A 24,921-nucleotide genomic window follows, 5' to 3' on the forward strand; every position below is an offset into this window, starting at 1 on the left:
CATCCCTCCAGGTAGTAGCTCCATGATATTGCGCCTTGCCGCCCTCCTCCTGCTATGCTGTACCACCCTCGCCCAGGCTGCTTCCCCCACCGTCCTGCATCGCCCCATCGACCTCGACACCGGCCAGGGCGTGCTGCATGGCAGCCTGTTGCTGCCCCAGCAAGACAGCCCGCCACCGGTGGTGCTGATCATCGCCGGCTCCGGCCCTACCGACCGCGACGGCAACAACCCGGCGAGCGGGCGCCTGGACAACCTCAAGCGCCTGGCCCAACTGCTGGCGAGCGAGCATATCGCCAGCGTGCGCTTCGACAAGCGTGGCGTGGCCGCCAGCCAGCCGGCCACGCCCGACGAGCGCGACCTCAGCGTCGAGCGCTATGTCGCCGACACGGTGGCCTGGGGTCGCAAACTCAGGGCCGACCCGCGCTTCGGCCCACTGATCCTGCTCGGCCACAGCGAAGGTGCGCTGATCGCCAGCCTGGCCGCGGAACAGGCCGGCGCCAGCGCGGTGATCACCGTGGCCGGCAGCGGCCGGCCGGTGGCCGAAGTGCTGCGCGAACAGCTGGCCCAACGCCTGCCGCCGGCGCAACTGGCGCGCGGCAACGCGCTGATCGATCGCCTGCAGGCCGGGCAGACCAGCCTCGACGTACCGCCCTCGCTGCGCGAGGTGTTCCGCCCCACGGTGCAGCCGTACCTGATCTCCCTGCTGCGCCAGGACCCGGCGGCGGCCTTCGCCCGTCTCAAGGTGCCGGCGCTGATCGTCCAGGGCCGCAACGACGTGCAGGTGGACGTCGCCGACGCCGAGCGCCTCAAGGCGGCCAAGCCCGATGCGCAACTGGCGCTGATCGATGGCATGAACCATATGCTGCGCATCAGCCCAAGGGGCATGCGCCAGCAACGCGACAGCTACAACAACCCCGGCCTGCCGCTGGCCCACGAACTGGGTGAGCGGATCGTCGCGTTCATCCGCCAGTTGCCGCCGGCCTAGATTGCGCTCAGGAAGTCCTCGTCGCTGCCGATAACGCGGTATCGAGGCGGTACCGGTGCTCTTGGGGCTGCTGCGCAGCAGCCCTATGCCCCCATTCCGCCCGCCGTGCATTCGAGGACACCCCTGATGACCGATGCCCCCGCCGCCGTTGAGGCGGACGAAGACTCACAAGCCCCGCAAAGCGCTCCGCTGCCCTGGGAAGACCTTGCCGTCGAGCACTTCCAGCTGTTGCGCCTGGCGCCCCTGCCCACCGACCGCAACAGCGGCGCCCGCCCCCTGCGCTTCGTGCAGTTCGGCCATGCCGAGCGGCACAGCAAGACGCACAGCCTGCTGCGCATGGAGATCCGCCTGCCCGGGCAGAAGGTGCGCAAGGAGCAGAACCACCTGGATATCCGCGTCGACCATGAGCAGCGCCAGGTGCGCATCGGTGGCGACGGCGGCCTGCAGCTCGAGCCGCTCAACCGTGGCCTTGGCCGTTTCCTGCTGGGCCAGGCCGCGCAGTGGTTGCAGGGCAAGTGGTCGCACTACCAGATCGAAGGCATGAGCCTGCCGAGCAAGGACGCCCTCAACGAGGACTCCCGCCTGCGCCGCGACCATGTGCTGCGCAGTGTCGGCCTGGAGGTGGAGTACACCGACGGGCAACTGCTCAAGGGCCGCACCGTGGAAACCCCGGTGGGCCAGCTCAAGGGCGGCTGGAACGGCGAGAAGGTGCAGCGCGTCGACATTCTCGAGGCGGCGGGGATGCTGCAGCAGGCCGAGCAGAACCTGCAGGAGAAGGAAGCGCAACTGCGCGAGCGCGATGAGCGTGTGGCCAAGTACCGCCGCGAAGACAGCGGTTTGCGCTTCACCATCACCTGCCTGGTGGCGTTCGCGGTGTTCCAGGCGGGGTTGTTGATCTGGATCGCTACGCGCTGAGATCGAGCGGGGCCGCTTCGCGGCCCATCGCTGGCAAGCCAGCTCCCACAGGTCCGAGTCGATCACAGGTGATTCGCTTTGCAGGGTAACTTGTGGGAGCTGGCTTGCCAGCGATGGGCTGCAAAGCAGCCCCCTGCCCCGATCAGGCCCGCGCCTGGAACAGCTCCTGGTGCTGCCGGCACTGCTCGGCCGTGAGCATGAACACCCCATGCCCGCCGCGCTCGAACTCCAGCCAGGTGAAGTCTACCTCTGGATACAGCGCCTCCACATGCACCTGGCTGTTGCCCACCTCGACGATCAGCAGGCCCTTCTCGGTCAGGTGGTCGGCCGCCTCGGCGAGCATGCGCCGTACCAGGTCCAGGCCATCGTTGCCACAGGCCAGGCCCAACTCGGGCTCATGGTGGTATTCGGCCGGCATGTCGGCGAAATCCTCGGCATCGACATAGGGGGGGTTGGACAGGATCAGGTCGAAACGCTGCCCCGGCAACCCGGCGAAACCATCGCCCTGCACGGTGTAGACACGCGCCTCCAGGCCATGCCGCTCGATGTTCTGGTTGGCCACCTCCAGGGCATCGTAGGACAGGTCGGCCAGCACCACCTCGGCTTCGGTAAACACGTCGGCGGCGACGATGCCGATGCACCCGGAGCCAGTGCACAGGTCGAGGATCCGCGCAGGCTCGGCCGCCAGCCAGGGTTCGAAACGTTTCTCGATCAGCTCGCCGATCGGTGAACGGGGCACCAGCACGCGCTCGTCGACCAGGAACGACATGCCACAGAACCAGGCCTCGCCCAGCAGGTAGGCGGTCGGCACCCGATCCTCGATACGGCGCTTGAGCAGGTGCTGCAGGCGCACCCGCTCGTCATCCTCGAGCTGGCAGTCCAGGTAGCTGTCGGCCACTTCCCAGGGCAGGTGCACGGCACCCAGCACCAGCAGGCGGGCCTCGTCCCAGGCGTTGTCGGCACCGTGGCCGAAGAACAGCTCGTGCTCATGGAAGCGGCTGACCGCCCAGCGGATATGGTCGCGCAGGGTGCGCAGGCGGGATGTGATCACGGGGGACTCCTTTTCAGACAGGACAAAAGTCTAACAGCCCACCCGCGCAAATGTTCCCCCGGGTTCGTCATTTGCCGGCCAGAGACCAGTAACCATGCCGCCTGCGATGTCAACCATTCACATTGGCGGCGAGGCAAGGGAGAATAGGGGCACAAAAGCCCTATCCAAAGGAGCCCTTGATGTCCGTTCCAACCACGATGTTCCGCCTCAGCGGCCGCGACTACCCGCCGGCCAAGCTGGGCCAAGCCAGCCTGATCATCATCGATGCGCAGAAGGAGTACCTGAGCGGTCCCCTGGCGCTGTCGGGCATGGACGAGGCCGTGGCCAACATCGCCCGGTTGCTCGACGCCGCGCGCAGCGCCGGTCGTCCGATCATCCACGTCCGCCACCTGGGCACCGTCGGCGGCCTGTTCGACCCCCAGGGCAGCCGCGGTGAATTCATTCCCGGCCTGGAGCCGCACGAAGGTGAGATCATCATCGAAAAACGCATGCCCAACGCCTTCAAGAACACCAAGCTGCACGAGACGCTGCAGGAGCTGGGCCACCTGGACCTGATCGTCTGCGGCTTCATGAGCCATTCCAGCGTCAGCACCACCGTGCGCCGGGCCAAGGACTATGGCTACCGCTGCACCCTGGTCGAGGATGCCTCCACCACCCGCGACCTGGCGTTCAAGGACACGGTCATCCCGGCCGCGCAGATCCACCAGTGCGAAATGGCCGTGATGGCCGACAACTTCGCCTGCGTCGCCCCGACCGCCAGCCTGATCTGACCGCGACGACCGCCCGGCGGCCGGGCGGAACCTGCCGGCCGGCTTCAGGTCGAATTCTGGATCAGCGACGCAAGATCCCGAGGAAACCGTAATGAAGCTCCGCGACAGTCTCGATGCCAAGCGCCTGCGCCCGCGCGAACCGCGCAACTGGGGTGCACGCCTGGCTGCCGGCCTGTCCGCCCTGCTGGCCACGCTGGGTGTGCTCCTGGCCATGGCCGGCATCGCCGGCCTGCTGGGCAACTACGAAGCCCTGGCTGAACTCAATGCCAACCGGCCGCTGGCCGTCACCCTGGCCGTGGTCGGGTTGCTTCTGCTGTATGTCGGCGTGCGCTTCTGGCGGCGCAGCCGCATTCGCCTGCGCCGCAGCCGAGAACTGAACCTGGCACCGCATCTGATGAAGAAACACGACTGAGGCGCCTCAATGCGGTGACACCGAAGCCACCCGCGAATAGGCCACCACAGGCTGTACGCCCGCCCACAGTCGCGTAAACTACGCCGCCCACGTGGAGGCATCATGCAAGACGACGATTTTTCCCTGTTCCACTCCGAGATGCGCGGCGTGAAACCGATCAAGCACGACCGTGCCGATGTCGGCAAGCCCAAGCCCGACCGCAAGCAGATGGCCAGCCTGCGCCAGGCCGCGACGCTGCGCAGCGACCAGCCGCTGGTGGTCGATGGCCTGTCCGACCAGTTCGTCATCGACGTCGGTGCCGAAGACGAACTGATGTGGCGCCGAGACGGCGTGCAGGAAAGCCAGATCCGCAAGCTCAAGCTCGGCCAGATCCCCTTCGAGGGCAGCCTCGACCTGCACGGTATGACCGTGGAAAAGGCCCGCGAGACCCTCTGGGACTTCATCGCCGAAGCCACCCGGCTGGAAGTGCGCTGCGTGCGCGTCACCCACGGCAAGGCCGCGCGCCTGGACGGCAAGCGGCCGATGATCAAGAGCCACGTCAACACCTGGCTGCGCCAGCACCCGCAAGTGCTCGGCTTCACCTCCTGCCAGGCCCGCCATGGCGGCACCGGCGCCGTGTACGTGATGCTCAAGCGCACCATGCTCGAAGGCCGCGACGAGTGACGCCGCGCTTGCAGCGCCGCCCTCGCCGCCGTACCCTTCGCCTTTGCGATTATTCCCACAGGTAGATCCATGTCCCTGGAACAGAACTACACCGAGATCCTCAGCCAGCTCGGCGAGGACGTCTCCCGTGAGGGCCTGCTCGACACGCCCAAGCGGGCCGCAAAGGCCATGAAGTACCTTTGCCGCGGTTATGAGCAAACCCTGGAAGAAGTCACCAACGGCGCGCTGTTCAGCTCCGACAACAGCGAGATGGTGCTGGTCCGGGACATCGAGCTCTATTCGATGTGCGAACACCACATGCTGCCATTCATCGGCAAGGCCCACGTCGCCTACCTGCCCAAGGGCAAGGTCCTGGGCCTGTCGAAGGTGGCGCGGATCGTCGACATGTTCGCCCGCCGCCTGCAGATCCAGGAGAACCTCAGCCGCCAGATCGCCGAGGCCGTGGAGCAGGTCACCGGCGCCGCCGGCGTGGCGGTGGTCATCGAGGCCAAGCACATGTGCATGATGATGCGCGGTGTCGAGAAGCAGAACTCGACCATGATCACCTCGGTGATGCTCGGTGAGTTCCGCGAGAACGCCGCCACCCGCAGCGAGTTCCTCAGCCTGATCAAGTGATCGGCCTGTGACCCCGGGCCGACCCTTCGCGGGTCGGCTTTTTCTTTTGCCCAGGAGTTGCCCATGATCGTCAAAGCCCTGCGGGTCGGCCTCGGCCAGCTCATCGTGTTCGGCGACTGGATCAGCCGCCCGGCCAAGCGCAAGCGCGACGCGGCGGCCCAGGCGCGTGTCGAGCAGCAGGCCAAGGGCCTGGCGCTGTACCAGTTCCATGCCTGCCCATTCTGCGTCAAGACCCGCCGCGCCCTGCACCGCCTCAACGTGCCGGTGACCCTGCGCGACGCGAAGAACGACCCGGTGCATCGCCAGGCCCTGCTCGAAGGCGGCGGTCGGGTGAAAGTGCCGTGCCTGCGGATCGAGGAAGACGACGGCAAGGTGACCTGGATGTATGAATCCAACGACATCATCGCCTACCTGGACAAGCGGTTCTCGGCGATCTGAGACTGGCTTTTCGGTCGCCTGCTGCGGCCTCGATCCCGTCAGGCACGCAGTGCCTTGTCATCTTGGGGCTGCCTTGCAGCCCATCGCCGGCAAGCCGGCTCCCACAGGGTTCTGCGCCTGGCACATCATTTGTGAGCACCGCTGATCCGTGTGGGAGCCGGCTTGCCGGCGATGGGGCGCGAAGCGGCCCTGCCCCTCACTCCCCCATCGGCACATGCCGCGGATGGCTCGCCACCCGCGCCAGCCAGGCCTTCACCGCCGGATATGGCCCCAGGTCGAAGCCCCCCTGATGCGCCACATGGGTATAGGCATACAGCGCCACGTCGGCGATCGAATACTGCTCACCCACCAGGTAGGGCGTCATCTGCAACTGCTTCTCCATCACCTTGAGCGCCTTGTAGCCGCCCTTGTGCAGACCTTTGTACTCCTCCAGCCGCTCCTGCGGCAGCCCCAGGTAGAACTGGATGAAACGCGCCACGGCAATGTACGGCTCGTGGCTGTACTGCTCGAAGAACTGCCACTGCAGCACCTGGGTACGCAGGCGCGGCTCGCTCGGCAGGAAGGCACTGCCATCGGCCAGGAAGTTGAGAATGGCGTTGGATTCCCACAGGCAGGTGCCGTCCTCCAGTTGCAGCACCGGCACCTTGCCGTTGGGGTTCATGGCCAGGAACTCGGGCGTCTCGGTCTGGCCCTTGAGAATGTCCACCGCCTGCCATTCATACGGACGGTCGAGCAGATGGAGCATCAGCTTGACCTTGTAGCAGTTGCCCGACAGGTAATCCCCGTAGACCTTGTACATCACCCCTCCCCCTCGCATGCAGTTGCCGGTTCGAGCCCAATGGTTGGCGACTGTACGGTTAAAAGCAATGGTCGCTGTATCGCAAGGATCGAGCCTTGGCAGGGTAGTCTGAAAAAAACGCTTACATAGTTACAAGGACTTTCCCATGACCGATGCCACCTCCGCGCGCCTGCGCCCCCTGGCAGACAGTTCCCCGTCGGCGGTGGTCGCCGGCTTCATCGCCATGCTCACCGGCTACACCAGCTCGCTGGTGCTGATGTTCCAGGCGGGCCAGGCGGCCGGCTTGACCAGCGCGCAGATTTCCTCGTGGATCTGGGCCCTGTCGATCGGCATGGCGGTGTGCAGCATCGGCCTGTCGCTGCGCTACCGCACGCCGGTCACCGTGGCCTGGTCGACGCCCGGCGCCGCACTGCTGATCACCAGCCTCGGCGGGGTCAGCTATGGCGAAGCCATCGGCGCCTACATCACCTGCGCCGTGCTGGTGCTGATCTGCGGCCTGACCGGCAGCTTCGAGCGCCTGGTCAGGCGCATCCCCGCGTCGCTGGCCTCGGCGCTGCTGGCTGGGATCCTGTTCAAGATCGGCAGCGAGATCTTCGTCGCGGCCCAGCACCGCACCGTGCTGGTGCTGGGCATGTTCTTCAGCTACCTGCTGGTCAAGCGCCTGTCGCCGCGCTATTGCGTGCTCGCCGCGCTGCTGGTGGGCACCGCCCTGTCCGGCGCCCTCGGGCTGCTGGACTTCAGCGATTTCCACCTGGAAGTGGCCAGGCCGGTATGGACCACGCCGAGCTTCTCCCTGGCGGCGACCATCAGCATCGGCATCCCGCTGTTCGTGGTGGCCATGACCTCGCAGAACATGCCCGGCGTCGCGGTGCTGCGTGCCGATGGCTACCAGGTGCCGGCTTCGCCGCTGATCTCGGCCACTGGCCTGGCCTCGCTGTTGCTGGCGCCGTTCGGCTCGCACGGGGTGAACCTGGCGGCGATCAGCGCGGCGATCTGCACCGGGCCGCATGCCCATGAAGACCCAGGCAAGCGGTATACCGCGGCGGTGTGGTGCGGGATCTTCTATGGCATCGCCGGGGTGTTCGGCGCCACCCTGGCAGCGCTGTTCGCCGCCTTGCCCAAGGAGCTGGTGCTGTCGATCGCTGCGCTGGCGCTGTTCGGCTCGATCATGAACGGGCTGAGCGTGGCCATGGGCGAGGCCCGCGAGCGTGAGGCGGCGTTGATCACCTTCATGGTCACGGCATCGGGGTTCACGTTGTTTTCGATCGGGTCGGCGTTCTGGGGGATCGTGGCGGGGGTGTTGACCTTGCTGATCCTGAGCCCGCGCAGGGTTTGATCGATGGGGCTGGCTCCGCACTATTTCGAAGCCAGCGGGAAGCCTTGGGGCCGCTTCGCGCCCCATCGCCGGCAAGCCGGCTTCCCACAGAGCCCGAGGTGCTCACGTATCATGCGTCATGCAGAGAACTTGTGGGAGCCGGCTTGCCGGCGATGGGCTGCAAAGCAGCCCCAGCATTGGCCAGCCCCAACCAGCCAACGCAGGCAACTCACAACCGGAAATGCCCCACCATCCCCTTCAGCTCATCTCCCAACTGCGCCAGCGCCACGCTCGACCGGGCATTGCCCTGCATGGCCAACGCCGCCTGATCGGCACTGCCGCGAATCTGCGTGACGCTGCGGCTGATCTCTTCGGCCACCGAACTCTGCTGCTCGGCCGCCGCGGCGATCTGCTGGTTCATCTGCTGGATCAACGAAACCGCCGCGGCAATGCTGCCCAGGGCGCTCTCGGTATGCAGCGCATCGGCCACCGCCAGCCGCACCAGCTCGGTGCTGCCACGGATCTGCGCCACCGATTGCTGGGCATTGCCGCGCAGGCTGGCGACCAGGCGCTCGATTTCCTCGGTGGACTGCCGGGTACGCCGGGCCAGGGCGCGCACTTCATCGGCCACCACCGCGAAACCACGCCCCTGCTCACCGGCCCGGGCCGCTTCGATGGCCGCATTGAGCGCCAGCAGGTTGGTCTGCTCGGCCACGCTCTTGATCACGTCGAGCACATCGCCAATGGTGTGGATCTCGGCGCTGAGGCTGTCGATCCCGGCACTCGCGGTTTCCGCCGCCGCCGCCAACTGCTCGATACGCTGCATGCTCTGGCGTACCACCTGCTGGCCGGAGCCGACCTTGTCGTCGGCACTCTGCGCAGCCTGGGCGGCCTCTTCGGCATTGCGCGCCACATCGTGCACGGTGGCGGTCATCTGTTGCATGGCGGTGGCCACCTGCTCGGTCTCCTCCTTCTGGCTGCCCACCTCACGGTTGGTCTGCTCGGTCACCGCCGACAGCGCCTGGGCACTGCCGGCCAGTTGCTCGATGCCATGCTGCAGGCCACTGACGATGCCCGCCAACCCCGCTGCCATCTGCTGCATGGCCTGCATCAGTTGGCCCACCTCGTCACGGCGCGCCACCTCACCGTCGATGGCCAGGTCACCGGCGGCAATGCGCCGGGCGCGGTCGATCACCCGCTTGAGCGGCCCGACCACCGCCCGGGTGATCAACCAGGCCGCCAATACCCCCACCAGCAAGGCCAGCGCCGTGGCCAGGACGATGGCCAGGGTGTTGCGGCCCAGCTCGCCCTGCATGGCCTGCTCCTGGGTGGCGTAGGCCTGGTCGACCCGTGCCGTGACCTGCCCGGCGCGCGCCTGCAACTGCGCCTTGAGGCCCTGCTCCTTGGCCAACAGGTCGGTGTATTCGTTGAGCTTGTCGGAAAAACTGGCGATATGCCCGGCCACTTCGCCGAGCACGCTCTGGTAGCCGGCATCGCTGACCGCCGCCTTGAGCTGGTCGACCAGGGTCGCGGCCTCGACGGTCTGGGCGATGCGCCCCTCGTTGACCGCCTCCTCGCCCTTGCGCCCTTGCTCCAGGCGCACCCGCGCCTCGTCCATGGCCTGCAGCATCAGGCGCGAGACCTGGGCCACCTGCGCGGCCTGCTCGAGAAACTCGCCCCCCTCCTGGCCCTGGGACTGCTGCAAGGTATAGGTGCCATCGTCGGCCAGGCCCGCTTGCAGCACATCGAGGTTGTTGGCCACGCTGGACACCGACCAACTGGCCATGTCCAGCGCCAGCTCCTTGCCCTGCACCGCCTCGACGAAGGCCTCGAAAGCCTGGCCATAGGCTTGCAGGTCCGCTTGCGCCGCCGCCAGCGCCGGCACGCCGCGGGCGCGCTCGAGCAGGCCCTGCAGGCCGCTGCGCAGGGCGTCGGCCTCCTTGATGTCCGAGCGCAGGGCGAAGGCCTGTTCGTGCTGGCGCAGCCTGAGCAGGTCGGTGTTGAACTGGCTCATCTGGCGCAACCCGTCGAAACGCTGGCCCACTCCCTGCAGCGCCACGACGCCGATGGCCGCCACCGCCAGGGTCAGCAACAGCACCAGGGCGAAACCCAGGCCCAGCTTGCGGGCCATGCCCAGGTTGGCCAGAACACCGTGCTTGGTCGCCCGCATCACCGATTCCCCCTGCCAGTCGCATGTATGCCGATGGGGGCTGCAGAGCAGCCCTTTTTCAGGCCAAGAATGGCAACAGGCGCGCCCTGCTCACAAGGCCCAGCCGCCACAATGATGTCAAATAGCTATGCCTGTGTCGTTTTCAGCAGGCTGAAGGTCGCCCTGCATGCCGGAAGAACGCCTGGGCACGCACATCCTGCCCATAGGCGACATTGATGCGCAGCCAGTCGCTCGACGCCCCCTGGTGATCGAAGGCGCTGCCCGGCGTCAGCAGCACGGCGTTGTCCAGGGCGATCCGCTCCAGGCGGGCATAGTCGAGGCCAGGTGCACGCGCCCAGACGAACATGCCCCCATAGGGCTCGCAGAACACCTCCCAGCCGTAGGCCTCCAGTTGCCCAAGCAGCTTGGCCATGTGCTGCCCCAGGCGTAGCCGCAGGCGCTGCATGCTCTTGCGGTAGCTGCCATTGGCGAGCATCTGCCCCACCACCTGCTCGGCGAAGCGCGAGGTACCGATGCCGGTGACCATCTTCAGCTCCGCCAGGCGCGCGACCAGCGCCGGGTCGGCCACCAGGTAGCCGACCCGCAGAGCGCTGCTCAGGGTCTTGGAGAAGCTGGCCATGTAGATCACCCGTTGCTCGCTGTCGAGGGTCGCCAGGCGTGTTGCCGGGCCGTCCTGGAAGTCGGCGTAGATATCGTCCTCGACGATCCGCAGGTCATGCTCCCGGGCCAGTTCCAGCAGGCGATAGGCGACCTTGGGCGTGAGGCTGGTGCCAGTCGGGTTGTGGTAGAGGCTGTTGACGAACAGGCAGCGCGGGCGGTGCTCGGCCAGCAGGCGCTGCAGTGCGTTCAGGTCCGGCCCGCTGGGGGTGCGCGGTACCGGCAGCATGCGCACCTGGTGCTGGCGCAGCAGGTTGAACAGGTTGTAGTAGCCGGGGCTTTCCACCAGTACCGCATCGCCCGGACGCAACAGGGTGCGCACCAGCAGGTCGAGGGCATGGCTGGCCCCCTGGGTGGTGAGGATGCGCTCCGTACCGGCGGGGATGTCCAGGCGCGCCAGGCGCTTGTGCAGTTGCAGGCGCAGGCTGGCCAGGCCCAGAGGTGGGCAGTAGTCGAACAGCGCTTCGGGGTGGCTACGGCTGACCTGGCGAATGGCCTGGGCCAGCTCGTCGCCGGCCCGCCAGGCGCTGGGGAGCCAGCCACAGCCCAGCTTGAGCAGTTCGTCATGGCCCTCGCGAAACTGCCGCCAACTGCCATCCACCGCCTCGCCCCAGGCTTGTGCCTGATCCTGCTCCAGGCCCGGCTTGCGCTCGGCGACGAAGAACCCCGTGCCATGGCGCGCCTCCAGCCAGCCGCTGGCGACCAACCGGTCGTAGGCCTCGATCACGCAGGACGGGCTAACGGCCAGGTTGCGCGCCAGGGTGCGGATCGACGGCAAGCGGGTGCCGGGGCGCAGGCGTTGCTGGGTGATCCAGGCTTGCAGCTGGTCGGTCAGTTGTTGCACCAGGGGGGTGGCAGCGTGGCGGTCGAGGTGGATGTTCATCGTCAGGTGTTCGGTTGTTTTGACAGAACAGTTAATCACAAATGGGCTGGGAGTGTGCCTTGTTGGTCAAGGGGGCCAGGCCCACTGTTGTGCTCACGAGCCCAAGACGTTCGGTTGCCCTCCGGGGCCGCTTCGCGCCCTCAAGAAGGATTCCCCCATGCCCACCCGCTCCGCCCCGGCCCGTCTGGCCTTCGCCCTGTGCCTGATCACCCTGGCGGTGAACCTGCCCGCGCCCCTGTACATCGCCTATGCAGACCTTTCCGGCCGTGGCGCGGCGGCCACGGCGACGGCCTTCTCCAGCTATGTGCTGGGCGTACTGCCTGTGCTGATCGCCCTGGGTGGCCTGGCCGACCGCGTCGGGCGCCGGCCGTTGATCCTCGCCGCCCTGTGCCTGTCGATGATCGCCACCTCCCTGCTCCTGCTCGCCCCAGGGCTGGAAACCCTCGGCCTGGCGCGCCTGGTCCTGGGCCTGGGCACCGGGATGGCGACAGCCACCGCCACCGCCTACATGGGCGAACTGATGGCCGGCGGCGATATCGGCCGCGCCGCCAACTGGGTGACCGCCAGCACCTCCCTGGGCTTTGGCCTGGGTGCTGCACTGACCAGCCTGTGCCTGCTGGCCGGCCCCACCCTGGCACCGGCCAGCTTCCACCTGCAGTTGCTGCTCGCCACCGTCGCCCTGGTGTTGGTGTGGCGCCTGCCCGATCCACGCCCGGCCCAACGCAGCGCCATGCTGCGCCTGCCCTGCTACCCGGCCGGCAGCCTCGCCTACGGTTTTGCCATTCTCCTGGCCTGGGCCTGCGTCGGCCTGGTCATTGCCCTGTTGCCAGGCATCCTGCGCCAGCACGCGCTCAGTGCCTGGTCGGGCTTCTCCACCTTCTGCGTGATCAGTTGCGGCCTGTTGTTCCAGCCCATGGCCCGTCGCCTGCCCAATGCCCACGCCACCCTGCTGGGCCTGGCGATCCTGCCCTGCAGCTATGCCGTGCTGGCCTGGGGCGCCGCCGGCGGGCACCTGGCCGCGGTGCTGCTGGGCGCGGTGGCTGCCAGCAGCGCCTGCTACGGCTTCATCTACCTCGGAGGGCTGGCTGCGGTGAACCAATTGGCCAGCAGCGAAAAAACCCGCGCCAGCGCCGGATTCTTCCTGCTGGCCTACCTCGGATTCAGCCTGCCGGTGATCGTGACCGGGTGGTTGAACGACCGACTGGGACCACGCATGGCGCTGGTGGTATTCGGCGTGGCGCTGCTCATCGGCTGCCTGCTGGTCGCAAGCGCCCTGTTGCGGCGGATGCGTCAACAGCACTTGGAGGAACTCGCCGCTTCGCAAGTGTGAAAATACGTAAAAATCTGTAGGAAATTTATTAAATAACTGTAATATTTCAAGGAAATAACAATGTCACTTTGATATCACTAGGAATAAGGCAGCGTGGTCCGTAGCATTCATCTTCTCGCCGGCGAATACCCCTACACCCTGAAACACCGCCGCACCACGCTGCATTTCCAAGCCCCGCTTACCCCCCATACTCGTGCCGCCATCGAGCAACTGATCGAACAGCGCCCGGGCGCCAAGCGTGTCAGCGCACCGTTGGGCTGCGCCCAGAGCGCGCTGTTCACCAAGCGCGAACAGCTGGATTCGTTGAAGAAGAAATGGCGCGTGCAGCGGGGCACGCCCAAGCGCAGCGGCCTCTACGACTGGACTCTGGAAGAGCTGATCAATACCTGCGAAGCCTCCAGGCGCGGCGCACGGGTGCCCAACCTGGTCGGTTACGGTTACAGCCGCTCGAAGCTGGGCCTGGTGCAAGACCTGTTTCTCATCACCCAATTGCTGGAAGGCCATGTCGACGGGCTGACCTTGATCCGCCAGAACCCGGCGGCCCTCGACCGCGTGCTCGAGGCGGCCTTTGAATTGCTGCATGCGCTGCAGGCGCAAGGCATCACCCACATGGACCTCTGGGCCGCTAACGTGATGCTGCCGCTCGACGAACGCGCCCAGCCCATGGCCATCGACCTGGAGAACAGCTTCTGCAAACCGACGGACTTCCCCAACGAAACCCTGGGGTTCCAGCTCGGCTTCCTCTACTATCACGAAATCTACCGCTACATCACCGAAGCGGACTACGACGCCAAGGTGGAGCAGGCACTCGCCACGTATTTCCCCCAGGTCGAACGGACCGCGTTCGACCGGGTGTACGCCATCGCCAAGCACCAGGACATCGGGCGCCTGGCGCGCCGCGATATCTTCCTCGCAGGCCACATCGAAAGCCGCTGGTAGGCCATTCAGATCGCCAAGGCACCGCCATCGACGGTCAGCGCGTGGCCTGTGGTGAAGGCGGCACCGTCGCAGCACAGATAGAGCACCGCGCTGGCGATCTCCTCGACCTTGCCGATACGCCCGACCGGGTGCATCGCTGCGGCGAACTCGGCCTTGCGCGGGTCGGCCTCATAGGCCCGGCGGAACATGTCGGTGTCGATCACCGCTGGGCATACCGCATTGACCCGGATGCCCTTCTTGGCATATTCGACGGCTGCCGACTTGGTCAGGCCGATCACCGCATGCTTGGAGGCGCTGTAGATGCTCATCTTCGGCGCCGCCGACAGCCCCGCCACCGAGGCGGTGTTGACGATCACCCCGCCGCCCTGCGCCAGCATCAGCGGGAGCTGGTATTTCATGCACAACCACACGCCCTTGACGTTGACGCCCATGATGGCGTCGAACTGTGCCTCGCTCCCCTCCGCCAACCGCCCCTGCTCGATCTCGATGCCGGCATTGTTGAAGGCATAGTCCAGGCGCCCGAAGGCCTCGACGGCCCGCTCATGCAGCTGGCGCACCTCGCCCTCGCAGGTCACGTCGCAGGCGACGAACAACGCCTGGCCACCCGCTTCGCGAATCAGCGCCACCGTCGCCTCACCGCCCACCGCATCACGGTCGGCCACCACCACCTTCAGGCCCTCGGCGGCGAACGCCAACGCCGTCGCCCGGCCAATGCCCGCCGCACCACCGGTGACCAGGGCGACCTGGCCGGAAAACCTCATGCTCATTGCTGGCTCCTTAACGGATTCGTAGGGGTGGAGGGAGTCTAGACAGGAGCGGCGTACGCTGGGCAGCAGGATCAACCAGGTGGATCGGGGTGTATTTGCGGGGGCTGTGGAACTTGATCCAAGGGCGAGGGCGGGCTATCTAATGGAGTCTGCCGCCGTGAGTTGCGTTGCCAGTGATGGCCTACTTCACACGCAAGCCGCCTGCAAATCGGCCGGCACTGCCTCCCCCAACCAAAGGGAACCCCCAATGCCCCAGACCAACCGCCGCTTCCTGCTCGCCAAACGTCCGGTCGGTGCCGTGCGCCGGGACGACTTCACCTATGAACAGGTCCCTACCACCGCCCCTGCCGACGGCCAGGTGCTGGTGAAGAACCTGTACCTCTCCCTGGACCCGGCCATGCGCGGCTGGATGAACGAAGGCAAGTCCTACATTCAACCTGTCGCCCTCGGCGAGGTAATGCGCGCCCTGGGCGTGGGCGAAGTGATCGCCTCCCGGCACCCTGGCTTGGAGCCTGGCGATCACGTCAGCGGCCTGCTCGGCGTGCAGGACTACTACACCGGTGACGCCCAGGGCCTGCACAAGATCGACCCAAAGCTCGCCCCCCTGCCCCGCTACCTCTCCGCCCTGGGCATGACCGGCATGACCGCCTACTTCGCCCTGCTCGAAGTCGGCCAGCCCAAGGCCGGCGAAACCGTGGTCATCTCCGGCGCCGCCGGCGCGGTCGGCAGCATCGCCGGGCAGATCGCCAAGCTCAAGGGTTGCCGCGTGGTCGGCATCGCCGGTGGCCAGCAGAAATGCCAGTACCTCAAGGACGAACTGGGCTTCGATGGCGTCATCGACTACAAGGCCGAAGACGTGCTCGCCGGCCTCAAGCGTGAATGCCCCCAGGGGGTCGATGTGTACTTCGACAATGTCGGCGGCGATATCCTCGATGCCGTGCTCACCCGCCTGAACCTCAAGGCCCGCGTGGTCATCTGTGGGGCTATCAGCCAGTACAACAACAAAGAGGCGGTCAAGGGGCCGGCCAACTACCTGTCGTTACTGGTCAACCGTGCGCGCATGGAAGGGTTCGTGGTGTTCGACCATGCCAAGGAGTATGGGAAGGCTGCGCGGGAAATCGCCGGTTGGTTGGCCAGCGGGCAGGTGAAGAGCAAGGAGGATGTGGTGGAGGGGTTGGAGACGTTTCCTGAGATGTTGCTCAGGTTGTTCAGTGGGGAGAATTTTGGGAAGTTGGTGTTGAAGGTGTGAGAATCTGATGCTGTTTGCCTCTCCGTGCGGATGACGCTGTCGTGCGGGAGGGCAAGCGGCTGCCCGCGAAGGGCTGCGAAGGGGATACGAAGCAGCACTGTTGCTCCTACCCGACGCCTGACAACCGTTAGTCGCAAAAACAAGAATCAGACATATGACACTTGCAACAAATCAACTTCATATGTACGGCCAAGGGGAGATCTGAGCCCCCCTAATCCCCGGGGCTTCAAGCAGTTTCATGGCATATCCTTGACGCTTATACCCTTCTGCGCTTACTCTCGCGAGCCTTAGAACATGGAAGTCTCCGAGATCCTCCCTAGCCAGGCGCAAGTTGGAAGCGGGTCTTTCCTGAAGATGAACCCCCGGCGTGCTTAGGCGCGCTGCTTTGCTTTGCGGTAAACATCTTGAAGCCTCGCTCCTCTTTCCAGATCCAAAAATCGGTCATCTTCGCTCTGGTCCTGCGCGAGGCTCGTGCCCGCTTTGGAGCTCGTCGTATGGGGGCAGTCTGGATGCTGGTCGAACCCATCTGCCACCTGCTGATTTTCTCCCTGCTGTTCGCGATATTACGCGGACGCACCATCTCCGGGGTCGAATACCCTGTGTTCATCTTGGTCGGCATGGCTCCCTTCCTGCTCTACCGCAACACCGCCCTGCGCCTAATGGACAGCTTGCGAGAAAACCGCTCGCTGTTCGGTTACAAACAGATCAAGCCCCTGGACACCTATGTCGCCCGCGTCATCGTGGAAACCTGTGTCGCAGCCACGGTCTACGCCATTCTGGTGTTCACCTTCGCCTGGTTTGGATTCGACATGTCGGTGCACAGCCCACTGCAGTGGGTCGCCAGCCTATTCCTCGGTCTGCTGTTCGCCTTCGGCCTGGGGATGTTCCTGGCCCTAATCACCCATGCCTTGCCGAGCCTCAAAGCCTTTATCCGCATGGCATTCTTCCCCCTCTATTTCATTTCCGGCGTGCTTCTTCCACCGTCTTATTTACCTACGCCCATGATGCCCCTGCTACTCCTGAATCCTTTCTTACATTTGCTTGAACTTATCCGCGCCGAAGTACTACCTCATTACACCCCTGTTGATGGGGTGTCCGCGACCTATGTGATCGCCTTTACCCTGGTATTGCTGTTCCTGTCTCTTGGCGCCTACCGCGCCCGCAGGATGCACCTGATTTCCACCAAGAACGGTTAACTACAGGCCCCACGTGTTCGAGCTCAGAAACGTCACCAAGTCGTACCTCACGCCCAAGGGGCGGCGTTACGTCTTCCGCAACCTGTCGCTGGCCATTCCGCCCGGCAAGAACATCGGCCTGATCGGCCGCAATGGCGCTGGCAAGTCGACCCTGATGCGCCTGCTCGGCGGCGCTGATGTGCCCGACTCCGGCACCATCGTCACCGACCGCAGCATCTCCTGGCCGGTGGGCCTGACCGGTGGCTTCCAGGGCAGCATGACCGGTCGCGACAATATCAAGTTCGTCTGCCGCGTCTATGGCGCCACCGGCGATGCCATGCGCGAGAAGGTCCGCTACGTGCAGGAGTTCGCCGAGATCGGTGACTGGATCGACGAGCCGATCAAGACCTACTCATCGGGCATGCGCTCGCGGGTGGCCTTTGGCCTGAGCATGGCGTTCGACTTCGACTACTACCTGATCGACGAAGTGATGTCGGTGGGCGATGCGCAGTTCAAGCGCAAGTGCGCCGCAGTGTTCAAGGAAAAACTGCAGAAATCCAATGTCGTGCTCGTTTCCCACTCCATGCCGGAGATCGAGAAGCTCTGCGACATCGTCCTGCTGGTGCGTGACGGCGGCATCCAGGTCTATGACGACGTCGCCGAAGGCATCAAGGCCTACAACAACTGATCACACCATTACCGCTTCGCAGCACCGTTCCACATCAAGGATGCATCACACTATGAGCAGTACGGGTAAACACAAGGGCTGGGGCCTGGCGATCGCCATGGTCGTCGTGCCAATGGTCCTTGCGGCCATCTACTACGGCATCTTTGCCATCGATCGTTATGTCAGTTCCGCCCAAGTAGTAGTCCGCCAGGACGGGAACAACCAGGCGGCCCAGGTACCAGGCCTTGCCACCTTGCTGACTGGCACCAACCCAGCGTCGCGGGAAGAGACCCTCTACCTGCGTGAATACATCACCTCGATGGATATGATGCTGCTGCTTGAAGATCGTGTGCACTGGATCGAGCAATACGCCGACCAGAGCCGCGATGTGTTCTTCTGGCTCGACAAGGACGCTCCACGCGAAGACCTACTCGAGTACTACCAGCGTATGGTTTCGGCCCACTACGACGAAACCACTGGCCTGCTGCGCGTCGAAGTCCAGGCGTTCACACCTGAGCTGTCCGAGCAGATGCTGCGCACCATTCTCCAGGCCAGCGAACACTTCGTGAACGAGGTCAGCCACAATATCGCCCGCGAGCAGATGAAGTTCGCCCAAGGCGAGCTGGAAACCGCACGCGTGAACTACTCCAAGCGCAAGACCCAGCTGCTGAACTTCCAGAACGAGAACAAGGTGCTCGACGGCGGCAATACTGCTCAGAGTCGCGCGACCATCATCGCCAACTTAGAAGGGCAGTACACCGCCGAACAGGCCGCGCTCACCGAGATGTCCTTCAAGCTACGCGCCGACGCCCCGCAGATCCGCCAGCAGAAGCAGAAGGTCGAAGCCATCACCCAGCAACTGGCCAAGGAAAAACGCCTGCTCGTCTCCTCGCCACAGGGCTCACAACTCAACGTGGTCGCCTCGCGCTATCAGCAATTGACGCTCGACGCCGGCATCGCGGAAGAAACCTACAAGACCGCCGTCGCTGCGCTGGACAACGCTCGCATCGAGGCCAGCAAGAAGATCCGCACCCTGGTCACCGTGGTCAGCCCCAATACCCCGCAACTCGCCCTGTACCCGGAGCGCTTGTACAACCTGGCAACCATCCTGCTTGGCCTGCTGATGGTGTACGGCATCACCCGCTTCATCCTGGCTTCGATCGAGGATCATCGTGATTAAATCCATAGCTGTCCCCCACAAGCTCAACCTGAAACTGGCTGCGCTGGCCTTGGCAACCTTGGGGCTAGCCGGATGTGGCGGCACCTTGTCGGGTGCCGGTCCCTATAAGGGCGAGATAGAAAGCAAGACCGAGGCCTATAACCTTGTAGATATCAATGCCAGCACCATCGGCCCATACATGCGTGGCGCCGTGCGCCCGCCACTCGCCACCGTGACTAAGCCCTTGCCACCAGAAGTTCGGCTGATGCCTGGCGATACCCTCAACGTGCTGATCGCCGACACCGCACCGGAAGGCTCGGCGCTGTTCGCTCCACTGGCTACCGGTGGTACCCAGCTCAAGTCCCGCATTGACGCTAAAGGCATGCTATCGCTGCCTTATGTCGGTCGCCAGTTCGTCGCTGGCATGACCCTCAATGAGGTCGAGGACATGATTCGTCGCCAACTCAAGGGCATCACCACTGACGTGCAAACCCACGTCGAATTGGTCGGCGACCTATCTGGCTCGGTACTGGTAGCTGGCGCCGTCAAAGCTCCAGGCCGATTCAGCACCCTTCAAGGTCCCCTGACTCTGCTGGATGCTGTGAATCAGGCCGGCGGCCCGGTGATGGAACCACACTTGGTCAATGTCACCGTGCGGACTGGTAGCCAAGTTCAGCAGTTCAACTATGAAGACGTACTGGCAGGCAACAATATGGTGCTGCGTCCAAACTCCGAAGTCGTCTTGGATCGAGCACGCCAGCGCTTTGTGGCTATGGGAGCTGTCGCAGAGCCTGGCTTAAAAGATATGCCAGCACAATACACAAGCCTACTCGATGCCTTAAGCAGTGTCGGCGGATTGAAAGAAGGTAGCGCGAATCCTGAAGGCGTATTTGTATTCCGCATGGGCACAGAAGAGAATGCAAAACCGGTCGTGATGCGTCTGAATATGCGTGAACCAACAGCTATATTCTATGCACGTCAAATCATGATCAAACCAGACGACACAATCTATGTAACCAACGCAGCAGTACATGAATGGCAAAAAGTTATTAGCCCAATCGTTCAAACCATGTTACTGGGACGCGCCACCGGCGTTCAGTAATTAGCTAAAATCCAAAATAAAAAAGAACTTTTGAAGCCCACAAAAACCAGCCCTGCCGCCTTCAGGGCTGCCCCTTTAAACTACAACGCCTCACCTTTCCTTAACCTAGTTTTAAGAAGCGATGATAAAAGAAAATTTCTTATGACAAATAGGCTCAGAACCACTTAAATAACTTCAGCGCCCCTCCAATAACACACGACTCCGTAAGCTTCGTCGACAAACCTCCAAGGTTAACCTTATTCAGGGCGCACATGATTCAAACACCACCACACCAAAGCTGCCCCAATCTGGAAAACTCAATCGAGAGCCACTCGAATCAAGCATCTGCTGTTGTAAAAACGCATTTTGCGAGATACATTGCCGCTCTGCCCACACGTGCCCTTAATTCCATTACGGGCCAAAATATTGACTCACGTTGAAGGAGCTGGAGCCGGTGATTAACAAAGAGTTAAAGAGTGAGCTCAAAAACAAAGGCATCTACATCGCTGGAGGCGGTACCATAGGTACCGCCTCGATATTACAGTGCGAACCACCTGTCCTGATTGGTACCGATACCAATATGAAAGGTTTTATTGGTGCATACTCGTATATGAGGGGTGGCAGGATAGGCCCAGCCCTGAAAAGAATTGGTCGATACTGTTCTATTGCACCAGGCTTTACGGCGGGAGACTCCAATCATGTGATGACGTGGTTGTCTAGTCATCCTTTTCAGTACGGCACCGGATCCGTATTTAAAGCGTGGACAAAGAAAAAAGATTTCCCTTTCAAAAAAATGAAACAGAAAAAGCCAAGCGCAAGTGAGATTGGAAATGACGTCTGGATAGGAGCAAACGCAACAATTATGCCAGGAGTTAAAATTTTTGATGGGGCGGTGGTTGGTGCCGGGGCCGTTGTCACCAAAGATGTTCCACCTTATGCAGTTGTTGCTGGCTGCCCAGCAAAAATAATAAAGTACAGATTCCACGAACAAACAATTCAAGAACTATTAGAGCTAAAGTGGTGGCGATTTGACGCAGACTCTCTACTTGGCGTTGATTTTGACAACGTTGAATTAGCCATAAAGCAAATCAAAGAAATGGAATTACGCGGAGAGCTTGAGTTGATCGACCGCGCCCCCATCAGCATCAACGGGGCCGAGGCAAATAATAAGCTTTCTGCTAGATCAGCATAAGTTTTACACCAAAGATAAATCAAGGCCAATCAAAAAGCCTTGATTTATCTAGTAGCGCACTAAGCGGTTAATTCGCTATCTACTTAACTTGCTTCACCCAATGGTTCCGAGGCTTTTAGATTAACGAACTACCCTACCCATTCGGGACACTAGCTAGATAACCTAAGCAGAAGCCTCAAGAGCAAAACAGCTCTTTGCCCCAATGAGATCATCTAGAGCAAGAGAAAATCTCATTTTCTTTCACTTTATTCCCAAGATTCTTATACCCATCAGGCTTAAGCATATCTTTGTATGGCTCAACCACATGCTGCCTAACTGATTTCCCCATCCGATTCTTGACAACTACGTTGTTGTCCCCCTCAATTTTTACCCCAATACGCGAGCCACAAAATTCATTACCTTCAACAACATTAAAGTTAGCATAGTCTCTGTAAAATCGACCTTTATCATCTAACGCCGGATCGCCGCACCCCCACTTACTCAAATCTCTGCTTTGCCTTGATGCTATCCAGACACCCACTGGCTCATGTGAAAATAAATTGTTCCTAATTACATTATGATCACTAGACTGCCACCGAATAGCCGACTTTCCCGTTTTGAAATTCTCCCCACAATTCTTATATAGAAAAATCCCTCCACCAGCATTACCTAAAAATTTATTACCCTCAATAACATTATAAGCAGACGAGTCTATAGCCACCCCCTCCCGCCGGCCATTCACCCCATTCCCCTGAATAACATTATTCAAAATACTTATACGCTGACTCCCCTGATCCAAGTACACTCCAACCTTACCCGAATCTTTAACTATAGAATTTTTAAGTACTGAGTCAGTGACATAGCTTTCAAAATAGACCCCTCCACGCCCACTTCTCAAGACCTTTACACCATCCAATACAACATTTCTAGGAGCGATTTTGTAATTTTCCGATATGTCTGACGAGAACTCATTAATACGAACGCCAGAGGTAATACTAACCCCCCTATTCCTAAAATTTACTATTCGGCAATTTGATATTTTTATATTTTCTATCGGCCTGCCTCTACCATTAACCGATACACCAATCGCACGTGAATGCTCACCATCCAGAATCGCACCATCACAGTCTAAACTAGTGTCACTTCTTGATATCTCGAAAGACTGATAATAAATACAATCTGCTTGCAGCTTCACATTACCTACAACTCTCTTAGGCGAAGTGCAACGATTACTAATGTCTGCAGCTAGCACTCCAAGGGGGCTGACCAAAAACGCTCCACCGCCCAGCGCCAATAAAAAATACAAAGTTTTCCTCATAATCCCCCCAAACAAGCAGTCAACTAATACAAAAGCTGACCTCTCACCATCCAAAAAATCCCCATTAGCTCTTCATCAAACTAATAGCCACTCTGAATACCAACAACAAACGCCCCAAAAACAACCACCCCAATAAACACTAAGCCTCCAAATCTTAACTACACGAACAGACCACTCCATTAAACCAAGAACAGAACAACACGCCTAATAATCAATATCTTTCTCAGTTCGCAAATGAAGAATCCAGCCAAGCAATGATGAAGATATCACAACAAAGAAACATAGCGCCCCCCCCCCCACAAAGCCCCCAAAGCGAGATTCCCATGCAGCTTTCCTCCATCGCAAGACCGACAGGCCGATCCAAGCAAACCTAAGACTCGAAATTGCATTCGAGCTCAGTTCTACCCGATCCCCATGACGAAACGATGTCAGTTAGCCTAGATCCAAGCAGTCCAATAAATCCGCCCTACTACTAATAAGGGAAATTCATATGCCAGCTAAAACCCCCTCCGAAAGCAATGAAAAGTATTTGAAACAAGTCACATCAGAATGAATTTAACCGCCTGACCTGCAATCACCCCACAATATGGCTTCCCGTCCCTCATAAGACGAAACTTATATCTCTGTCTCTCACCATCAAAAATCATTTCGTCTATTTCATAGTCCCCTGTCGACAAGGAAATAAATTCGCCGAAAACTTCTACATCACGGCAGACATCTATCACTCGCGCCCTACTAACCGACCTCAAGAAGCTTTCCCGAACACTGTCGCCATCAAATTTTGATAAATATATCCACCCAAACCGGCTTGACATTGCATTTTGCAGTACCGGCCCGTCGGGCAAAAGAGCATCAACACGACCAGAAGGTGAACTCAACAAAAACTCAAACAGCTCCAACCAAAGATTAACTATCGTCTTAGCCCCATATCTTTCCGCACTTAGCCGCCCCGCCCGCCCCATTCTCTCGACCAACTCCCTGTTACCCAACAGCAAACAAACCTTCTCCACAAACTCATCTTCGGAATCTACAATATATCCATCAACACCATTAGTAACAATCTCTGATGGTCCATAATTAGTTTTCGTTGAAACAAGAGGAGTCCCATACCCCAAAGACTCAGCAAAACTTATCCCAAACCCCTCAGTAGCCGACATCCCCAAACTGACACTGGCACGCCGGAAAACGACGGAAACATCCGTCGCAAACCCCATCAACTTTACAACCTCCTGCAAACCCAGCTTTTCTATATGCTCTCTAATCGCCTCCTCCTGCTCTCCTGTCCCCCAAATCTCAAGTCGTGCAGCAGAGTTTAGCTCTACCACACGCGCGAATACACTAATAATTGCCTTGATCCGCTTTATCCCATGAAGCCGAGAAACAATGACTGCAAGATTTTCTTCACGCTTAACATCAGTTACGTCAGGTGAAATGGTGACTAGATTTCCAATTACAGAATATTTATCCGATGGAAACTGCTCTTGTAGATCACGCATCTGCCCTGACGTCAGAACGACCAAGCGATCACAACTTGGTATCCCACGGATAACGCCATCATACTTCGGCGCAACCTTACCTCCCACCACGTACGGCTTAAGCAAATGATTACTGTGCATCATCAGTATGCGGAACACCCCCTCTCTCTCTATCATGCAAATGCTATCGGCAGCCCCAATAGAATCGGCAACCAGGAAGCTGGGAAGACACTCCTCAGACAAGCACTTAAGCCAATAAGCATGAGCCGATGCCAGCGAATTGAATTTTAATGGACCAGTTCCAGGCATAGAAATCATAACCATAACAACGACGTTGCCGGGCTTGACGAACTCCTCTAAAAAAATAAGCCCAGCCTCGGTCATATATCTTACTACGCATAGACCTGTGGAATTAATATGATCAACACGCCTTTTAACCTTAACACGCAAATGCACCAGAGTGTCTAAATTAGCACTTGCATCTTTATCTGAAGCCAAACAAGAAGCCCTGTAGGAAAACCACTTATAAAAATTCAGAACCTGCAGTGTTTTGCAAACCCTACCTTGCATAACAAGCTGCTTGAATGTCTTATCTAGCTTCTCATCGTAATCCAATAGCGCAACGCGAGCGAGTAACCCTGATTTAGATAAGGCTGCCGTCCTCCCCAGAGACACCCGCGTCACTCCCCCGCCCTGTTCAGCTAATTGATATAAAATAGAAATTACTTGACTCACAGACTCAACCCTTATGACTTTTTTTGCTAAGCCCCCATCGAAAGTGCATAAGTACGATCGGAGCTGCTCGTAGAAATTATAGGCATGCCACTACATGATTAGTGGACTTACAGACGCACCGCCAAAATACAGGCGCCATATTATTGGCAGCGCAATCTATTGAACTTCTCTCTCTGCCCGCT

At 60.7% G+C, this 24,921-nt stretch carries 23 protein-coding genes and 1 pseudogene; 16 read left to right on the forward strand and 8 right to left on the reverse strand.

Going from position 1 to position 24,921, the window contains the following annotated elements; genetic code table 11:
• Nucleotides 1-22: 22 nt before the first annotated feature.
• Complete coding sequence (locus tag ACDI39_RS09785) at nucleotides 23-985, forward strand: alpha/beta hydrolase (RefSeq protein ID WP_225787132.1); 963 nt, start codon at nucleotides 23-25, stop codon at nucleotides 983-985.
• 126 nt (nucleotides 986-1,111) lie between these two features.
• Entirely contained in the window at nucleotides 1,112-1,900 is a 789-nt protein-coding gene (locus ACDI39_RS09790) for a hypothetical protein (RefSeq protein WP_253081484.1), read from the forward strand.
• Nucleotides 1,901-2,042: 142 nt separating this feature from the next.
• On the opposite strand, the gene prmB is transcribed toward ACDI39_RS09790, so the two are convergent.
• Nucleotides 2,043-2,951 (reverse strand): 50S ribosomal protein L3 N(5)-glutamine methyltransferase, encoded by a 909-nt coding sequence (gene prmB / locus ACDI39_RS09795; RefSeq protein ID WP_253091302.1) that lies wholly within the window; start codon nucleotides 2,949-2,951, stop codon nucleotides 2,043-2,045.
• Nucleotides 2,952-3,130: 179 nt separating this feature from the next.
• On the opposite strand from prmB, the gene ACDI39_RS09800 reads away from it, so the two are divergent.
• From ACDI39_RS09800 to ACDI39_RS09820, 5 genes are all read left to right on the forward strand, one after another.
• A complete protein-coding gene (locus tag ACDI39_RS09800; RefSeq protein WP_225787135.1) occupies nucleotides 3,131-3,721 on the forward strand; it encodes a cysteine hydrolase family protein in 591 nt (196 codons plus the stop codon).
• A gap of 91 nt (nucleotides 3,722-3,812) precedes the next feature.
• The gene (locus ACDI39_RS09805; RefSeq protein WP_225787136.1) at nucleotides 3,813-4,133 is read left to right on the forward strand and encodes a hypothetical protein; all 321 of its coding nucleotides are present in this window, start codon (nucleotides 3,813-3,815) and stop codon (nucleotides 4,131-4,133) included.
• A 102-nt stretch (nucleotides 4,134-4,235) separates the two neighbouring features.
• Nucleotides 4,236-4,796 (forward strand): Smr/MutS family protein, encoded by a 561-nt coding sequence (locus tag ACDI39_RS09810; RefSeq protein WP_253091301.1) that lies wholly within the window; start codon nucleotides 4,236-4,238, stop codon nucleotides 4,794-4,796.
• Nucleotides 4,797-4,865: 69 nt separating this feature from the next.
• Entirely contained in the window at nucleotides 4,866-5,411 is a 546-nt protein-coding gene (gene folE, locus ACDI39_RS09815; RefSeq protein ID WP_225787138.1) for a GTP cyclohydrolase I FolE, read from the forward strand.
• Nucleotides 5,412-5,474: 63 nt separating this feature from the next.
• The gene (locus tag ACDI39_RS09820; protein WP_225787139.1) at nucleotides 5,475-5,849 is read left to right on the forward strand and encodes a glutaredoxin family protein; all 375 of its coding nucleotides are present in this window, start codon (nucleotides 5,475-5,477) and stop codon (nucleotides 5,847-5,849) included.
• Between the two features lie 196 nt (nucleotides 5,850-6,045).
• On the opposite strand, the gene ACDI39_RS09825 is transcribed toward ACDI39_RS09820, so the two are convergent.
• Nucleotides 6,046-6,648 (reverse strand): glutathione S-transferase family protein, encoded by a 603-nt coding sequence (locus ACDI39_RS09825; protein ID WP_225787140.1) that lies wholly within the window; start codon nucleotides 6,646-6,648, stop codon nucleotides 6,046-6,048.
• A gap of 145 nt (nucleotides 6,649-6,793) precedes the next feature.
• Between ACDI39_RS09825 and ACDI39_RS09830 the strand changes: the two genes are divergently transcribed.
• The gene (locus ACDI39_RS09830; RefSeq protein ID WP_253167578.1) at nucleotides 6,794-7,984 is read left to right on the forward strand and encodes a benzoate/H(+) symporter BenE family transporter; all 1,191 of its coding nucleotides are present in this window, start codon (nucleotides 6,794-6,796) and stop codon (nucleotides 7,982-7,984) included.
• 208 nt (nucleotides 7,985-8,192) lie between these two features.
• On the opposite strand, the gene ACDI39_RS09835 is transcribed toward ACDI39_RS09830, so the two are convergent.
• From ACDI39_RS09835 to ACDI39_RS09845, 3 genes and pseudogenes are all read right to left on the reverse strand, one after another.
• Nucleotides 8,193-9,074, reverse strand: coding sequence for a methyl-accepting chemotaxis protein (locus ACDI39_RS09835; protein WP_486538978.1), 882 nt, complete (start codon nucleotides 9,072-9,074; stop codon nucleotides 8,193-8,195).
• Between the two features lie 27 nt (nucleotides 9,075-9,101).
• A pseudogene (locus ACDI39_RS09840) lies at nucleotides 9,102-10,133 on the reverse strand (methyl-accepting chemotaxis protein); the annotation flags it as partial.
• 142 nt (nucleotides 10,134-10,275) lie between these two features.
• Nucleotides 10,276-11,673 carry an aminotransferase-like domain-containing protein gene (locus ACDI39_RS09845; RefSeq protein WP_486538514.1) on the reverse strand — a complete coding sequence of 466 codons (1,398 nt, stop codon included), beginning with the start codon at nucleotides 11,671-11,673 and terminating at the stop codon, nucleotides 10,276-10,278.
• Nucleotides 11,674-11,830: 157 nt separating this feature from the next.
• Between ACDI39_RS09845 and ACDI39_RS09850 the strand changes: the two genes are divergently transcribed.
• The gene (locus ACDI39_RS09850) at nucleotides 11,831-13,003 is read left to right on the forward strand and encodes an MFS transporter (protein WP_225787144.1); all 1,173 of its coding nucleotides are present in this window, start codon (nucleotides 11,831-11,833) and stop codon (nucleotides 13,001-13,003) included.
• Nucleotides 13,004-13,096: 93 nt separating this feature from the next.
• Nucleotides 13,097-13,942 carry a lipopolysaccharide kinase InaA family protein gene (locus tag ACDI39_RS09855; RefSeq protein ID WP_225787145.1) on the forward strand — a complete coding sequence of 282 codons (846 nt, stop codon included), beginning with the start codon at nucleotides 13,097-13,099 and terminating at the stop codon, nucleotides 13,940-13,942.
• A gap of 5 nt (nucleotides 13,943-13,947) precedes the next feature.
• Here the strand turns inward: ACDI39_RS09855 and ACDI39_RS09860 are convergent, their stop codons facing one another.
• Entirely contained in the window at nucleotides 13,948-14,709 is a 762-nt protein-coding gene (locus ACDI39_RS09860; RefSeq protein WP_486538517.1) for an SDR family oxidoreductase, read from the reverse strand.
• A 247-nt stretch (nucleotides 14,710-14,956) separates the two neighbouring features.
• Here ACDI39_RS09860 and ACDI39_RS09865 point away from each other — a divergent pair, with 247 nt between their 5' ends.
• The 6 genes from ACDI39_RS09865 (at nucleotide 14,957) to ACDI39_RS09890 (ending at nucleotide 21,232) form a co-directional block, all read left to right on the forward strand.
• Nucleotides 14,957-15,958 carry an NADP-dependent oxidoreductase gene (locus tag ACDI39_RS09865; protein WP_225787147.1) on the forward strand — a complete coding sequence of 334 codons (1,002 nt, stop codon included), beginning with the start codon at nucleotides 14,957-14,959 and terminating at the stop codon, nucleotides 15,956-15,958.
• Between the two features lie 404 nt (nucleotides 15,959-16,362).
• Entirely contained in the window at nucleotides 16,363-17,154 is a 792-nt protein-coding gene (locus ACDI39_RS09870; RefSeq protein WP_368816698.1) for an ABC transporter permease, read from the forward strand.
• 13 nt (nucleotides 17,155-17,167) lie between these two features.
• Nucleotides 17,168-17,821 carry an ABC transporter ATP-binding protein gene (locus ACDI39_RS09875; protein WP_368816697.1) on the forward strand — a complete coding sequence of 218 codons (654 nt, stop codon included), beginning with the start codon at nucleotides 17,168-17,170 and terminating at the stop codon, nucleotides 17,819-17,821.
• Nucleotides 17,822-17,873: 52 nt separating this feature from the next.
• Nucleotides 17,874-18,980, forward strand: a complete 1,107-nt coding sequence (locus tag ACDI39_RS09880) for a KpsE/RkpR family capsule polysaccharide export protein (RefSeq protein ID WP_368816696.1) — start codon at nucleotides 17,874-17,876, stop codon at nucleotides 18,978-18,980.
• Complete coding sequence (locus tag ACDI39_RS09885) at nucleotides 18,973-20,061, forward strand: polysaccharide biosynthesis/export family protein (RefSeq protein WP_368816695.1); 1,089 nt, start codon at nucleotides 18,973-18,975, stop codon at nucleotides 20,059-20,061. Before ACDI39_RS09880 ends, ACDI39_RS09885 begins: the two co-directional genes overlap by 8 nt.
• A 433-nt stretch (nucleotides 20,062-20,494) precedes the next feature.
• Nucleotides 20,495-21,232, forward strand: coding sequence for a CatB-related O-acetyltransferase (locus ACDI39_RS09890; protein WP_486538521.1), 738 nt, complete (start codon nucleotides 20,495-20,497; stop codon nucleotides 21,230-21,232).
• Between the two features lie 208 nt (nucleotides 21,233-21,440).
• Here the strand turns inward: ACDI39_RS09890 and ACDI39_RS09895 are convergent, their stop codons facing one another.
• Both ACDI39_RS09895 and ACDI39_RS09900 read right to left on the reverse strand, forming a co-directional pair.
• On the reverse strand, nucleotides 21,441-22,529 hold the full coding sequence (locus ACDI39_RS09895; RefSeq protein WP_410045886.1) for a right-handed parallel beta-helix repeat-containing protein: 1,089 nt from the start codon (nucleotides 22,527-22,529) through the stop codon (nucleotides 21,441-21,443).
• A gap of 539 nt (nucleotides 22,530-23,068) precedes the next feature.
• Nucleotides 23,069-24,739: a glycosyltransferase gene (locus ACDI39_RS09900; RefSeq protein ID WP_368816692.1), complete on the reverse strand. Its 1,671-nt coding sequence runs from the start codon at nucleotides 24,737-24,739 to the stop codon at nucleotides 23,069-23,071.
• Between the last annotated feature and the right edge of the window lie 182 nt (nucleotides 24,740-24,921).

It is taken from the genome of Pseudomonas sp. Tun-23181 (assembly GCF_057415455.1).